Source organism: Pseudomonas cerasi (assembly GCF_027983475.1).
Lineage (GTDB): Bacteria > Pseudomonadota > Gammaproteobacteria > Pseudomonadales > Pseudomonadaceae > Aquipseudomonas > Aquipseudomonas cerasi.
The window spans coordinates 647,888-660,290 of sequence record NZ_JAQJVM010000002.1 but is presented as its reverse complement, the minus strand read 5'-3'; the positions used below and the strand labels follow the sequence as shown (position 1 = coordinate 660,290).

Sequence of the window (12,403 nt, the reverse complement as noted above, 5' to 3'; positions counted from 1 at the left end):
TGCACGTGAGGTCATCGATGTGAGCTGCAATCGACGCAGCTCGCGGCACCTCAAGCCCAGGTGGCGAGCGCGTCTATTTCCTGGCTCAAGCGATCGAACGGCAAGGTGCCGTTGAATACCCGGGCGTCTTCCAGTGCCTCGTCACTGCGTCGCAGCAGGACGACTGGCACAGCCCTCAGCCCAAGCTTCTGCGCCAATTGCTGGTCGTCCATCACGTCCTTTTCGAAGTGACCGGCGTTAAGTGCCTGTTCCATCGCTTGCCGATCCAGCCCGGTGGAGGTGGCGAGGTCGAGCAGCGTGTGCGTCTCGCCGATATCCAGCCCCTTTTCGAAGAACGCCCGGTAAGCCTCTTTGTGAAACGCCTCAAAACCTCCTGCATTCCTGGCAAACGCCGCAGCTTCCAGAACCTTGCGGCTGCGCGGCTGAACGCTGGGCATCTTCATCATCACCTGACGCCTGTCGGCCATCGGCAGTACTGACCGAGACCAGGTTTCACGCAGGTAATCGGCACTCGGGTCGAGCAGTGCCAGCGGGTCAGGACGCAGTTCAAAGGCATGCCAATTGAATTCGAGCCGTTCACCGTAGGTTTGCTGAAGCTGTTCCAGGACGGCCAGTTGCAGGTAGCAGAACGGGCAGACGTAGTCGCTCCAGACATCTATTTTCAGGGGACCAACAGTGTTCATGTGCTTGAAACTCCATAACGCTAGTTAACACTGACTCCCTTAACCTTTTAAAAGTCCTGAAGGTGGATGGATCAATGTCTACCTTTGGTCGGTCATACCCTCAAGCGGGCTTTCCCGGCCCTGGAACTTCATCAAGGACGCGCCATGAAAAAAATACTGATCGCTTACTTCGGCACATTACTGGCGTTTCTGATCCTCGACGGAGTGTGGCTGGGCGTTTTGATGGGGCCGACCTACCGTGAATGGCTTGGACCGATGATGCTCGATACGCCGGTTTTGGGACCTGCTATCGCGTTTTATCTGCTGTACGGAGCGGGGGTGGTGTTTTTCGGCGTCATGCCTGCGCTCAGAGCGCAACGACTGAGTCATGCGACATTGTGCAGCGGTCTGCTGGGGCTGATTGCCTACGGCACCTATGACCTGACCAACTGGGCCACCTTGCAGGGCTGGCCTGCGCAACTGGCGCTGGTGGATCATGCATGGGGCACGGTGGTGTCGGCGCTGGCCGGTACGGCGGGCTATCTGGCGGTACATCGATTCGCCTGAAGCGGCGGTGTGCCGGAATGAGCGTTGCCGGCGCGCGACGCTCACCCGGTGCAGTGCGGGAACGCAGCCACTACTTCTGCAGGAAGCCGGCAAAACTCAGGTTGCTGCCCTTGGGGCGCATGTCCTTGAGGAAAGAGTCCTTGTCGGCGCTCAGTTCCAGGCTGACGGTCGGTTTGCGCTTGTCGGCATTGCGCACTTCAAGGCCTTCCATGTGGTCGCGCATGAATACCGTGGTCACTTTCAAATGCAATAACTGGTCGGTTTCAGGCGTGTGCAGCAGCAGGTGCAGCCACTCGTACTGACCTACTTGCAGGCGCGGGACAGGCAGGTCGAACCACCAGATGTTTCGTTTGTGGTCCAGCACGGCGAAATGCGTGTTGTTGACGCCCAGCACTGCGCCACCCAGATCCTGGTTTCTGCGTGCAATGGCCAGCTTTTTATCGAGTTTCATAACGTTCCTGTGAATCGGTGTGTTCAGCGTGTCGGCCCTGCCGGACAACGGTGGCGCGCATTCTCGCACAAACTCTGCTGCAAACCTGCCCCAATGCACGGCAGATGAATGGCAACAGCGGCCCGGAAAATAGTTGAAACTCTTCGCCACCGGCACAGGTCAATCTTTTGTCGAGTACGACATCCGATCCAGTGCGGTCTTCAGACCCAGGAGATTTCCGATGAGCAGCACCAGCGATAAAGCCAAAGGTATGGCCAACGAAGCAGTTGGTAACGTCAAGCAGGCTGTTGGCAAGGCTACCGACAACGACAAACTGCGGGCTGAAGGCAAGGTACAAGAGCTGAAAGGCGAAGGCCAGCAGGCGAAAGGCGAAGTCAAGGACGCGATCAAGAAGGGCGTGGACAAGGCTTGAGTCGATCGTTTCCGGCGCCCTGGCGCCGGGAGCAGGCATTACCGATAACGGCCATCCACGGATGGCCGTTATGCTTTCTGCTCTGCGGGACTGAAACCTTTCATGGCCTGTCCAGTCAATGTGCCATCGGTATTCGCGTATCGGCTCCGTCAGCGCGATATTTCATCTAGGACATGCCGGTTTTCAGGATGTAAGGTTTTCCAGTAAGGGAGCGAGAGGAAGCGCCATGATTTTCCCCCATTTGCGTAAATTGAAAGTCGGCAAGGTGCTGGTGAGAACCGTCAACGAATTCCTCGATGACGAGATGTCCACCTATGCATCGGCACTGGCTTACCAGATGCTGTTTTCTCTGTTTCCGTTCTTGCTGTTTCTGATCGCGCTGATCGGCTTTCTGCACCTGCCGGACTTTTTCTCCTGGTTGCGACTGCAATCGGAGTTCCTCTTGCCGCCGCAGGCCCTCGAGCAGGTCAACCCGGTCATCGACCAGTTGCAGCAGTCCAAGGGTGGCTTGCTGTCGATCGGTATCGTCATCGCGCTGTGGACCGCGTCAGCAGGTGTACGCCTGATGATGAGCGCCATGAACGCTGCGTACGACGTCGTCGAAGGACGCCCTATCTGGAAGCGTTTGCCGCTGTCGATTCTCTATACCGTAGGCATTGCCGGCATGTTGCTGGCAGCAGCAGCCTTCATGGTGCTGGGGCCGCAGGTCATGAACTGGATTGCCGCGCAGATCGGCATGGAAGACTTCATCGTGACGCTGTGGACCATCCTGCGCTGGCCCGCGATCATTATCCTGCTGATGGTCGCTGTGGCGTTGATCTATTACGTGATGCCCGACGTCAAACAGGAGTTTCGCTTTATCACCCCAGGCTCGGTGCTGGCCGTGGTGGTGTGGATCGTCGCTTCCCTGGCCTTCGGTTTTTACGTCAAGACCTTTGCCGACTACAACGCCATGTACGGCAGCATCGGCGCGATCATCGTGCTGTTGCTGTACTTCTATATTTCGGCGGCGGTGCTGTTGCTGGGTGCGGAAATGAATGCGGTGATCGAGCACATGTCCGCTGAAGGCAAGGACGCAGGCGAGAAGGAAGCCGGCGACGGCCTTGGCGAGGAAAGCAGCGAGACAGGCAAGCAGCATGTCTCCGGTCTGGGCCGCGACCATTCGGTGCCGCTGCAGAAGGCGGACGAAGCCTGATCGCTTTCTGTGGCAAGATCGCCTTTTAAGTCGGCGAGGGACAGGCAGTCATGATCCATAACATCCTGAAGATGGGCGATGAGCGCCTGTTGCGCATCGCCCCTCCGGTGCCCGCAGACATGTTTGGCAGCAGCGAGCTCGATACGCTGATCGCCGACATGTTCGAAACCATGCACAGCGTCGGCGGTGTGGGCCTGGCGGCACCGCAGATCGGCATCGATCTGCAGCTGGTGATTTTCGGCTTCGAGCGCAACGAGCGCTATCCCCAGGCCGAGGCGGTTCCGCAGACGATTCTCATCAACCCGCTGATTACCCCGCTGAGCCCGACGCTGGAAGAGGGCTGGGAAGGGTGTCTGTCAGTGCCCGGATTGCGCGGCATGGTGGACCGTTATCAGAGCATTCGTTACGAAGGCTTCGATCCTCAAGGCCAGCCCATCGTGCGCGTTGCCCACGGTTTTCACGCGCGGGTCGTCCAGCATGAATGTGACCACCTGATCGGTCGGCTTTACCCGTCGCGTATCACCGATTTCAGCAAATTCGGCTTCATGGACGTGATGTTTCCGGACATGGACCCCAACGCCGACGAGTGATCGTGGCGTTTCGTTGCGAAGCCGTCAGGCTTCGCGGCACAGTGCGACCAGCGGCTTGCTGCGGCTGTAACGCATGAACCGTTCGCCCAGTGCCTGTGGCAGACGCTGTGCCGTCTCGAACCCCGAGCGTTGGTAAAAGCCCAACAGATCCGGATGGCAGAACAGCCACACCGGCCCGTTCAGCGGTTGCAATGCCGCTTCGATCAGGCCCTGCGCCACGGCTTGTCCGCGCAGCGCCGGCGCCACGAACAGCCCGGTCAGCCAATGCCCCTCTGCGACAGGTGTCAGGCACAACGCACCGATGATTTCTGCCCGCTTTGCAACCCATGCCTGGCCCTTGCTGGCAGGGCGCATTGACGACTGGTGCTCACGGTAGAACTTGCCCAGTAACGGGCGACATTCATCAGGTAGCGGGTAGAACTGGATTTCGGACATCGCGGCGGCGCTTTAAACAGGGGCCTCGCATCATACAGAGGCTCAAGCCGTGACAACTAATCGGCGCTGGCTGGTGTCGATACTTTCAGACCCGTTTCTTCCGCGCCATTTGAGGTGAGCATGAAATCAATAACACGACTACTGGGCTGTTCACTTCTGGCGCTGGGCCTGCTTGGGCAGACCGCGACAGCGGCTGAAAAGACCAAGCCTATCCAGTTCGGCGCGCTGACCTGGGAAAGTGGCAGCCTGATTACTGAAGTCCTGCGTACCATCGTCGAGAAGGGCTATGGCTACCCGACCGATACCCTGCCCGGCAGTACCGTCAGCCTGGAAACCGCGTTGGCGAAAAATGACATTCAGGTGATCGCCGAAGAGTGGACCGGGCGCAGCCCGGTGTGGGTCAAGGCTGAAGAGGAAGGCAAGGTGCTCGGCCTGGGCAACATCGTCAAAGGCGCGACCGAAGGCTGGTGGGTGCCTGAGTACGTGATCAAGGGCGACGCCGCCAAAGGTATCAAGCCGCTGGCGCCGGACCTGAAGTCTGTCGCGGATCTGGCACGCTACAAGGACGTCTTCAAAGACCCGGAGTCGCCGGACAAGGGCCGATTCCTCAACAGCCCGAGCGGCTGGACTTCGGAAATCGTCAACACCCAGAAGCTCAAGGCTTATGGCCTGGCTGACAGTTTCGTCAACTTCCGCACCGGCTCGGGCGCAGCACTGGACGCCGAGGTCGCATCGGCTATCCGGCGCGGCAAGCCTGTGTTGTTTTATTACTGGTCACCTACGCCGTTGCTGGGCAAGTACAAGCTGATCAAACTGGACGAGCCAGCCTTTGATGCCGAAGCCTGGAAAACCCTGACCGACGCCAGCAACCCCAATCCGCGCGGCACGTCTTCGCTGGCGGCAACCCTGTCGATCGGCGTGTCGGCAGAATTCGGCAAGCAATACCCTGAGCTGGTGAGTGTCTTCAAAGGCGTGGATTTCCCGATTGACCTGCTGAACAAGACCTTGGGTGAAATGAGTGACAAGCATGAGGATGCCAAGGTCGTGGCTGAACGCTTTCTCAAGCAGCATCCCGACGTCTGGAAAGCCTGGTTGCCTGCCGATGTAGCCGAGCGGGTCAGCAGCAGTCTTTGACTAACGCCCTGCTGAATGACACGAGGCGCATAGCTGATAACGGCATCGATGACCGGTATGCGACGCGCCGAGTGGTAAAGCGTCACCGAGCTGATAAGTTCATGTCTGGGTCAATCGATGCTCGGGAGGCGTCATGACTGGTCACGTTCGGGGCTCGCGCGGCACGTGGCAGACTTGCCTGGCATTGCTGGCCTGTCTGTCGCTGGACGCGATGCAGCCGGCCAGTGCCGAAGAGGCCGACGACATGGCGCTGGCGCTGGTGGAACAACGAAACCTGGGCGAAGGCCTCGCCTGGCTGGGGTATCAGGTCGCCTCGCGCACTGCGACGTTTGCCGGTATCGTGCAGGCGGTTGGCAAGACTGAAGCCCAGGAACTGGTGCAGAAGGAACTGCAGCGCCTGAAACCGGAATATCAGGCGCAGTGGGACCGCAATCTGGCAGCCGCATATGCTCATTCCTTTACCGCCGAGGAGTTGCGTTCGCTCAATCAGGGGGCGGATTCGCCTTCATTGGGGAACAGATTCAGGGCCAGAAACACCCAGGTCAGCACCGATATGAAAGCCCGATCATCGGAACTGCTGGGACAATTTGTCAGCCGTGCGCTGGGCAACGCCGAGGCAGCACTGCAACACTGACAGCTATTTTGACGATACGAGGCAAAAAACATGGACGCATTCATGCAGGCAGCATTCGATGAGGCGCAACTCGGGCTGAAGGAGGGCGGAATCCCTATCGGCTCGGTCATCGTCCACGGCGGCAAAATCATCGGTCGAGGCCACAACCGTCGTGTACAAGAGGGCAGTGCGACGAAGCATGGCGAGATGGATGCACTGGAAAATGCCGGTCGCCAGCCGGCCAGTGTCTACCGTGACTCGGTCCTCTACACCACACTGTCGCCCTGTGCGATGTGCAGCGGTGCGATTCTGCTCTACGGCATTCGTAAAGTGATCATCGGCGAGAATGAGTCGTTCATGGGCGAGGAAGACCTGCTGCGCTCGCGTGGCGTGCAGATCGACGTGCTGGATAACCATGATTGCAAGCACATGATGCAGGGCTTCATCGCCAGCAAGCCCGAGCTGTGGAACGAAGACATCGGCGAGTGAATCCCGCGTCTTATCAGCCCCACGCTCCGCGCTCATCGGAAATCTAACTGCTTATCGTGCCAATGCTCGCGTTGGCATGCAGTTCGTGACGCTCTTCGTCGCCTGACACCTCCCTGATACCCTCAACGTTCAGGCTTGCATCAGAATACTGCCCGTCATTAATCTTCTCCGGCTCCTGCCTTAAAGTGCGGTTTGTGCCACTAATGTGCCTTTAACGGTGATAACCTCCTCCCATCTTTATCACGGTATGCATACCCAGCCGTTTACCAGGCCATTTTCGGAGCCCGATATGTCGGTCCAGCAGCGTAACAACGTCAACATTGTGGGCGACGGACCGATCACTCTGATTTTTGCTCATGGATTCGGCTGCGATCAGAACATGTGGCGTTTTATGGCGCCGCACTTTGCAGAGCGCTTCAAGGTCGTGCTGTTCGATCTGGTGGGCAACGGCAATTCGGATGTGTCGGCCTGGTATCCGCACAAGTATTCGTCGCTCAAGGGTTATGCAACCGACTTGCTGGAGGTGGTCAACGAGTTCGCCGCACAGGGGCCGGTTGTGCATGTCGGCCACTCGGTCAGTTGCATGATTGCCGTGCTTGCCGAGCTTCAGTCACCCGGTCGTTTCGACGGCCACATCATGATCGGCCCATCCCCGCATTACCTCAACGAGGCAGATTACGTGGGGGGATTCACTCGCGCCGATGTCGATTCGTTGCTTGAAACACTGGAAAGCAATTATCTGGGATGGTCCAGCACCATCGCGCCGACGCTCATGGGCGCCTCGGACCAGCCTGAGCTGAGCGAAGAGCTCGCCAACAGTTTCTGTCGCACCAATGCCGAGATCGCCAGACAGTTTGCCCGCGTGACGTTTTTATCCGACCATCGTGCCGATGTCATGCAACTCAAGAGCAGAACACTCATTCTGCAAAGCAGCGACGATATGGTGGTGCCGGTCGAGGTGGGTGAGTACCTGCACCGTGTCATCGCCAACAGCACCCTGCACATGATCGACAACGTAGGGCATTACCCGCACATGAGCGCAGCACAGGAATGCATTACTGCGATGAATCAGTTTCTGGCCTCTTACGAGAGCGCCGCACATGACCGTTGAACAGGTAAGCCTGCCCGTCACCGAAGAGCTCTATGAACAGGCGCCCTGTGGTTTGTTGATCACGCTGCCCAACGGCACCATCGAACGCGCCAATCTGACGTTTTGCCGATGGCTGGGTCTGGAGCGCGACGCTGTTGTGGGCCGCCGCTTTCAGGATCTGCTGAGCCTGGCAGGCAAGGCCTTTCTGCAGACTCACTGGGCGCCTACGCTGCAGTCGCAAGGTTCAATTGCCGAGGTCAAGGTCGAGCTGATTCATGCCGATGGCCGCCCCATTCCGATGATGCTCAATGCCGTACGCCGCGAGTACCCGTCGGGGTATCTGCATGAAGTGGCCGTGTTCCTGGCCGAAGAGCGCAACAAGTACGAGCGCGAACTGCTGGCGGCCCGCAAGATCGCTGAAGAGCTCCTGCAACAGCAGATGACCGTGCAGAGCGAGCTGACTTCGGCGCGCAATCGCTTGCGTCTGGCGCATGCCGAGGCGGAGATCCGGGCTATTTTTGCCGAACAGATGATTGGCATCGTCAGCCACGACCTGCGCAACCCGCTGGCCGCGATCAAGATGGCTGCCGGACTGCTGGAGCGCACATCGCTTGAGTCGCGCCAGGAGCGGATTCTGGGACACATCAATCATTCCACCGACCGTGCCGATCGCATGATTGTCGATCTGCTGGATTTCACTCACGCCCGCGTGGGCAGCGGCATTACCGTCGTTCCTCAGCCTGTCGATTTTCACGCAGTGGTCGCCCGCGGCGTCGAAGAGCTGCGCCAGGTTTTCCCGGATCGGGTGCTGACCCATCGCAGCGAAGGGCAGGGCGCATGTTCGGCTGATCCTGACCGCCTGCTGCAGATGCTCGGCAATCTGGTCAGCAATGCCATCAATTACGGCACCGACGACGGTGAGGTTTTGATTACGTCGTCGTTCGACACCTGGATGATCAAACTGTCGGTGCACAACGTCGGTGAGCCGATACCGATGGAAAAAGTAGACGACCTCTACGAGCCCGTCGTACGCGTGGTCAGCGACAGTGACGAGACCCGTACAGTCGGGCTCGGCCTGTTTATCGTGCGCGAGATCGTTCGAGCCCATCTGGGCGATGTGACGGTTCGTTCTTCGGCTGAAGAGGGCACGACGTTCACGGTGGCGTTTCCGCGTCCCCCGGCGAAATCCGAGGTTTGATCAGGTTTCATGCAGATTGCCGATCAACCCGTGTTATTCACGGGTGCAGAAAAATCGTTACAGTCCTAAACTAGCGTGCTGCGTCATCACATCAAGGCTCATACAGGTTCTACATGCGGCGATCCATTTCAAATGATGTGGCCACGATCAGTCGGATCAGTGCGGTGCCGGCCATCCTGCAGGTCATTGCCGAATCCACAGGGCTGGGGTTCGCCGCCGTGGCGCGTGTAACCGAAAATACCTGGACGGCCTGTGCGGTTCTGGACAAGCTCGATTTCGGTTTGAAACCTGGCGGCGAACTGGACGTAAGCAGCACCATCTGCCATGAGATTCGCAACTCCCACAAGGCTGTGGTGATTGATCATGTCGCTGAGGATCCGCTGTTCTGTACGCATGACACTCCACGTCTGTACAGCTTTCAGAGCTATATCTCGGTGCCGATCTTTCTCTCCGACGGCTCTTTTTTCGGCACCATCTGCGCGCTGGATCCCAAGCCTGCAAAGCTGACCGGTACGCCCATCGAGGCAATGATGGTGTCGTTCGCACGTCTTCTGGCGCTGCAGATCGAGGCCGAGGAAAATCTGCAACAGGCGCGTGAAGACCTGCTCGCCGAACGTGAGGTGGCTGAGCTGCGCGAGCAGTTTATCGCCGTGCTGGGGCACGACCTGCGCAACCCCCTGTTTGCCATCAATGCCAGTGCCGAATTGCTGTTGCGTCGTTCGCTGGATGAAAAGGCCCTGCAGGTTGTGCAACACATCCTGACCTCTGGCCAGCGTGCTTCGCAGTTGGTCGATGACGTGCTCGATTTTGCCCGAGGCCGCATGGGCCACGGCATTCCTCTCAGTATCCATGAGGCGCACGGCCTGGATAAAACCCTGGAACATGTGATTTCCGAGGTGCAGCGTGTTCATCCGTCGCGGCCGATTCATTCGGACATAGGCGTGCTGGAGCGTATCCGCTGCGATCACGAGCGGATCGCGCAATTGCTCTCCAATCTGGTGTCCAACGCGATCAGTCATGGCGATGCCGAGAGCCCGGTCGAAGTGACGGCAGGTGTGCATGGCGAGCTGTTTGTACTCAGCGTTACCAATCAGGGGGAGCCGATACCTGAATCGGTTCGTGCGCAACTGTTCCTGCCGTACTCAAGACCCATCACCGATGAGCCGCAAGCCGGGCTCGGACTGGGTCTGTACATCGCCAGTGAGATCGCCATTGCTCATGGAGGTACGCTCGAGGTGTGCTCCACGCGTGAGCAGGGCACGGTCTTTACCTTCAGCATGCCGTTGAAGTCTGCGTAAGCATTCTGCGTCAGCCAACGCCTGAGCGCAGGCTGCCCGCCTCCGGAAAACCTCGCGCTGCAGGCCGTCGCGTCGTTCGGTTGCGACAGCCCTGACCATCCTTGTTACAAACTCGTCCATCGCTTTGCTTGCTCATCGGCAGTGTCGCGTCGAACCTGAGGCTCGGGTTGCCATCAAAGGCCTGAGCCTTCACGGTTACTCCGAAGTTTTCACCTTGCCCAGAGGTAGTGATGAACAGTTTTGTGCGCAATCTTGTCGGGGGCGTGCTTGTTGCGTCATGCAGCATCGGCGCAGCCCAGGCGCAGACGCTGCCCAACAGCACCCTCAACAACGGTGCCAGCAGCAACCCGTATAACAGCCCGATCCACCGTGCCAACCCCAACAGTCGCCAGGGCACCGAGTCCAGCGTGCCCCCGTCTGGTGGCCCCAACATCGCGCCGCCGGTGCGCAAGCCTACCCTGGAAAACGGTGGCATCGGCAACGGCTACCCCACGCGCCAGAACACGCCACGTCCTTCTACACCGACAATCGACCCCAAGCGCAACAACTGAATTTTCAACCCGGCGAACCCGTGTGGACGTCGACTCAATGCATAAGGAAACGCTCATGCTTAGAAAAACCCTGATCGCGACATTGTGTACTGCAGCCATTCTGAGCCTGCCATTGACGGCCAGCGCCGCTACGGAAACCTACAAAAGCGAACTGGGCACCGTCACGGTGACGCCTGTTGTCGAAGGTCTGGATCATCCGTGGGCGCTGGCCTTTCTGCCTGACAGGCAAGGCATGCTGGTGACAGAGCGTTCCGGCAACCTGCGCGTGGTGTCGGCAGATGGCAAATTGTCTGCGCCGCTTTCCGGGGTACCGCAAGTCTGGGCGCAGAAGCAGGGCGGTCTGCTTGATGTCGTGCTGTCACCGGATTTCGCCAAGGACCGCATGGTGTATCTGACCTATTCCGAGGGCAGCGGCAAGACCGCCGCCGAGGGTGATACCGCCGGCACTGCCGCAGGGCGTGGTCGCCTGTCCAAAGACATGACCCGCTTGGAAGACTTCGAAGTCATCTTCCGCCAGGAACCGAAACTGTCAGTGGGCAACCACTTCGGCGCGCGGATGGTCTTCGATCGCGACGGTTACCTGTTCATTGCGCTGGGCGAGAACAATCAGCGCCCCACTGCGCAGGATCTGGACAAGCTGCAGGGCAAGATTGTGCGCATCTATCCGGACGGCAGCGTACCGAAAGACAATCCGTTCGTGGGCCAGAAGGGCGTACGCCCCGAGATATGGTCCTATGGCCATCGTAATCAGCAGGGGGCCGCGCTGGATCCCTGGACCGGGACGTTGTGGACCAACGAGCATGGTCCCAAGGGCGGTGATGAGTTGAATATCATCGAACGTGGCGCGAATTACGGCTGGCCGATCGCGACCCACGGTATCGACTACTCGGGTCAGCCGATTTCGGAGTCCAAGGGCAAGGTTGTCGAAGGAACCAAAATTCCGTTCCAGGTCTGGGAAGTGTCGCCGGGCTTGAGTGGCATGGCGTTCTATGACCACAGCCTTTTCAAGGCATGGGATCACAGTGTATTCATCGGTGCGCTGGCCACTGAGGAGTTGATCAGGCTGCAGTTCGAGAATGACAAGATCGTTCATGAGGAGCGTCTGTTGAAAGACATGAAACAGCGCATACGTGATGTGCGTCAGGGGCCGGACGGTTACTTGTATCTGTTGACCGACGACGATAAGGGAAGCCTGCTGAAAGTCGGCTTGGCTCAGTAATAAACTATTAATCGTTTGAAAAAGAAAATTCCCACAATGTTGTGGGAATTTTCTTATGAGTTGCTTGCGGTGGTAACCGTTAAAGCCGTCGGATCAATTATCCTTTGCGTCACGTACCACTTCGCCTGTCTTGGCATCGACGTCGTAGTTCCACTCTACACCCTTGGCGTCTTTCAGTTCGATCTGGTAGATCAGGCGGCCGGTGCGGTCTTTTTCCAGCTCGGTATCGCTGACCGTAAAGCCCTGGTGCTTGGCAACAGCGTTCTTGTTGAACTGTTCAAAGTCACCCAGCGCCTGAGACTTGTACAGGCGGATCACTTCATCGGGACCAACGTCAGCCTGGGCGGCACCTGCAACAGCAGTGAGGGCAACAGCGGCGAAAACGGCAGGCATAAGTTTCATGGGGTATTTCCTTTCTGATTGATCTGTCTTGATGGATTCATCACAGGCTGATTGGTTCAGCGGTTTTGTTGAACTCAGATTATCCGCGCTTACTTAA

16 protein-coding genes are annotated in these 12,403 nt (G+C 58.3%); 12 read left to right on the top strand and 4 right to left on the bottom strand.

The window, feature by feature from the left end:
* Nucleotides 1–50 precede the first annotated feature (50 nt).
* Nucleotides 51–683, bottom strand: a complete 633-nt coding sequence (locus PI739_RS12080) for a DsbA family oxidoreductase (RefSeq protein WP_024663706.1) — start codon at nt 681–683, stop codon at nt 51–53.
* 144 nt (nt 684–827) lie between these two features.
* Between PI739_RS12080 and PI739_RS12075 the strand changes: the two genes are divergently transcribed.
* On the top strand, nt 828–1,229 hold the full coding sequence (locus PI739_RS12075) for a DUF2177 family protein (RefSeq protein ID WP_054082153.1): 402 nt from the start codon (nt 828–830) through the stop codon (nt 1,227–1,229).
* A 70-nt stretch (nt 1,230–1,299) separates the two neighbouring features.
* Here PI739_RS12075 and PI739_RS12070 read toward each other — a convergent pair whose 3' ends face one another.
* Nucleotides 1,300–1,680, bottom strand: coding sequence for a hypothetical protein (locus PI739_RS12070; RefSeq protein ID WP_003363371.1), 381 nt, complete (start codon nt 1,678–1,680; stop codon nt 1,300–1,302).
* Nucleotides 1,681–1,900: 220 nt separating this feature from the next.
* On the opposite strand from PI739_RS12070, the gene PI739_RS12065 reads away from it, so the two are divergent.
* The 3 genes from PI739_RS12065 to def all read left to right on the top strand — a co-directional run bounded on the left by PI739_RS12065 (nt 1,901) and on the right by def (nt 3,877).
* Nucleotides 1,901–2,092, top strand: a complete 192-nt coding sequence (locus PI739_RS12065) for a CsbD family protein (protein ID WP_003363370.1) — start codon at nt 1,901–1,903, stop codon at nt 2,090–2,092.
* A gap of 226 nt (nt 2,093–2,318) precedes the next feature.
* Complete coding sequence (locus PI739_RS12060) at nt 2,319–3,287, top strand: YihY/virulence factor BrkB family protein (protein WP_003363368.1); 969 nt, start codon at nt 2,319–2,321, stop codon at nt 3,285–3,287.
* A 50-nt stretch (nt 3,288–3,337) separates the two neighbouring features.
* The gene (def, locus tag PI739_RS12055) at nt 3,338–3,877 is read left to right on the top strand and encodes a peptide deformylase (protein WP_003363366.1); all 540 of its coding nucleotides are present in this window, start codon (nt 3,338–3,340) and stop codon (nt 3,875–3,877) included.
* A 24-nt stretch (nt 3,878–3,901) separates the two neighbouring features.
* Here the strand turns inward: def and PI739_RS12050 are convergent, their stop codons facing one another.
* Nucleotides 3,902–4,312 carry a GNAT family N-acetyltransferase gene (locus PI739_RS12050; protein WP_003431060.1) on the bottom strand — a complete coding sequence of 137 codons (411 nt, stop codon included), beginning with the start codon at nt 4,310–4,312 and terminating at the stop codon, nt 3,902–3,904.
* A gap of 120 nt (nt 4,313–4,432) precedes the next feature.
* On the opposite strand from PI739_RS12050, the gene PI739_RS12045 reads away from it, so the two are divergent.
* The 8 genes from PI739_RS12045 to PI739_RS12010 all read left to right on the top strand — a co-directional run bounded on the left by PI739_RS12045 (nt 4,433) and on the right by PI739_RS12010 (nt 11,904).
* Nucleotides 4,433–5,446, top strand: coding sequence for an ABC transporter substrate-binding protein (locus tag PI739_RS12045; RefSeq protein ID WP_003431058.1), 1,014 nt, complete (start codon nt 4,433–4,435; stop codon nt 5,444–5,446).
* A gap of 133 nt (nt 5,447–5,579) precedes the next feature.
* Nucleotides 5,580–6,080, top strand: coding sequence for a hypothetical protein (locus tag PI739_RS12040; RefSeq protein WP_003349900.1), 501 nt, complete (start codon nt 5,580–5,582; stop codon nt 6,078–6,080).
* A 30-nt stretch (nt 6,081–6,110) separates the two neighbouring features.
* Nucleotides 6,111–6,548, top strand: coding sequence for a nucleoside deaminase (locus PI739_RS12035; RefSeq protein ID WP_044309772.1), 438 nt, complete (start codon nt 6,111–6,113; stop codon nt 6,546–6,548).
* Nucleotides 6,549–6,837: 289 nt separating this feature from the next.
* A complete protein-coding gene (locus PI739_RS12030; protein WP_054082154.1) occupies nt 6,838–7,659 on the top strand; it encodes an alpha/beta fold hydrolase in 822 nt (273 codons plus the stop codon).
* The gene (locus PI739_RS12025; RefSeq protein WP_054082155.1) at nt 7,649–8,836 is read left to right on the top strand and encodes a PAS domain-containing sensor histidine kinase; all 1,188 of its coding nucleotides are present in this window, start codon (nt 7,649–7,651) and stop codon (nt 8,834–8,836) included. The genes PI739_RS12030 and PI739_RS12025 overlap by 11 nt, the downstream gene beginning before the upstream one ends.
* A gap of 113 nt (nt 8,837–8,949) precedes the next feature.
* Entirely contained in the window at nt 8,950–10,134 is a 1,185-nt protein-coding gene (locus PI739_RS12020) for a GAF domain-containing sensor histidine kinase (RefSeq protein WP_054082156.1), read from the top strand.
* Nucleotides 10,135–10,364: 230 nt separating this feature from the next.
* Nucleotides 10,365–10,685: a hypothetical protein gene (locus PI739_RS12015; RefSeq protein ID WP_271351855.1), complete on the top strand. Its 321-nt coding sequence runs from the start codon at nt 10,365–10,367 to the stop codon at nt 10,683–10,685.
* Nucleotides 10,686–10,740: 55 nt separating this feature from the next.
* Nucleotides 10,741–11,904 (top strand): PQQ-dependent sugar dehydrogenase, encoded by a 1,164-nt coding sequence (locus PI739_RS12010; protein ID WP_003431049.1) that lies wholly within the window; start codon nt 10,741–10,743, stop codon nt 11,902–11,904.
* 93 nt (nt 11,905–11,997) lie between these two features.
* On the opposite strand, the gene PI739_RS12005 is transcribed toward PI739_RS12010, so the two are convergent.
* On the bottom strand, nt 11,998–12,306 hold the full coding sequence (locus PI739_RS12005) for a PepSY domain-containing protein (RefSeq protein ID WP_003363351.1): 309 nt from the start codon (nt 12,304–12,306) through the stop codon (nt 11,998–12,000).
* Nucleotides 12,307–12,403 lie beyond the last annotated feature (97 nt).